The sequence below is a fragment of the Bradyrhizobium sp. LeoB3 genome (assembly GCF_055456055.1).
Genome location: NZ_JBVBEF010000372.1, coordinates 1 through 507 on the forward strand (window position 1 = coordinate 1; position 507 = coordinate 507).

General features: G+C 64.7%; 1 protein-coding gene and 1 pseudogene. Both read right to left on the reverse strand.

Annotated features, from left to right (window positions below; translation table 11 throughout):
* Window positions 1–181, reverse strand: a pseudogene (locus ACZXDY_RS46380) (cell envelope biogenesis protein TolA); the annotation flags it as partial.
* Window positions 182–205: 24 nt separating this feature from the next.
* The coding region (locus ACZXDY_RS46385; protein ID WP_464350083.1) for a hypothetical protein at window positions 206–507 on the reverse strand (302 nt) is incomplete at its 5' end.

A 507-nucleotide genomic window follows, 5' to 3' on the forward strand; every position in this document is an offset into this window, starting at 1 on the left:
CGCCCGGCGCCGCCATGGTTGCGGCGACGACGTTCGGATCCTCGCTCTCCTTGGCCGCCCCCTGATGAAAGAGATTGCTGTCGGCTCCCCAGGCTTCCAGCGCGGCTTTCATCGACGGCGCCGCTACCGCCAGGTCGAAGAAACCGAGCGACGTCTGAAATGTCTTGAGCTTCCTGACCATGAGGCGTGCAGGCTCGCGCAGCTCCTAGCGCCGCCGAGCGACCCAGACCCCAAGCAGGAAGGCAGCGAAGAGCGACTGCAACGGAGCCTTCACGGTGATCTCGCGCAGCCGATCAGCCCAGCGCATCGCGGCATCCTGTGCAGGCGACTGAGGCGGTCGCCGACGCGCTTCCGAAGTCTGCGCGACGCCGTCCTCGTTGATCAGTCCGGAAGCTTCCGTCATTGCCGAGGCTTCTTTCATGTCCATAAGGCTCTCCTCCTCTGGCGTCAGGCCAACTTTCGCTGTTGCCTGCTCGTCGGCTTCTTCGCAGCCGTCTCCTTCGCCTG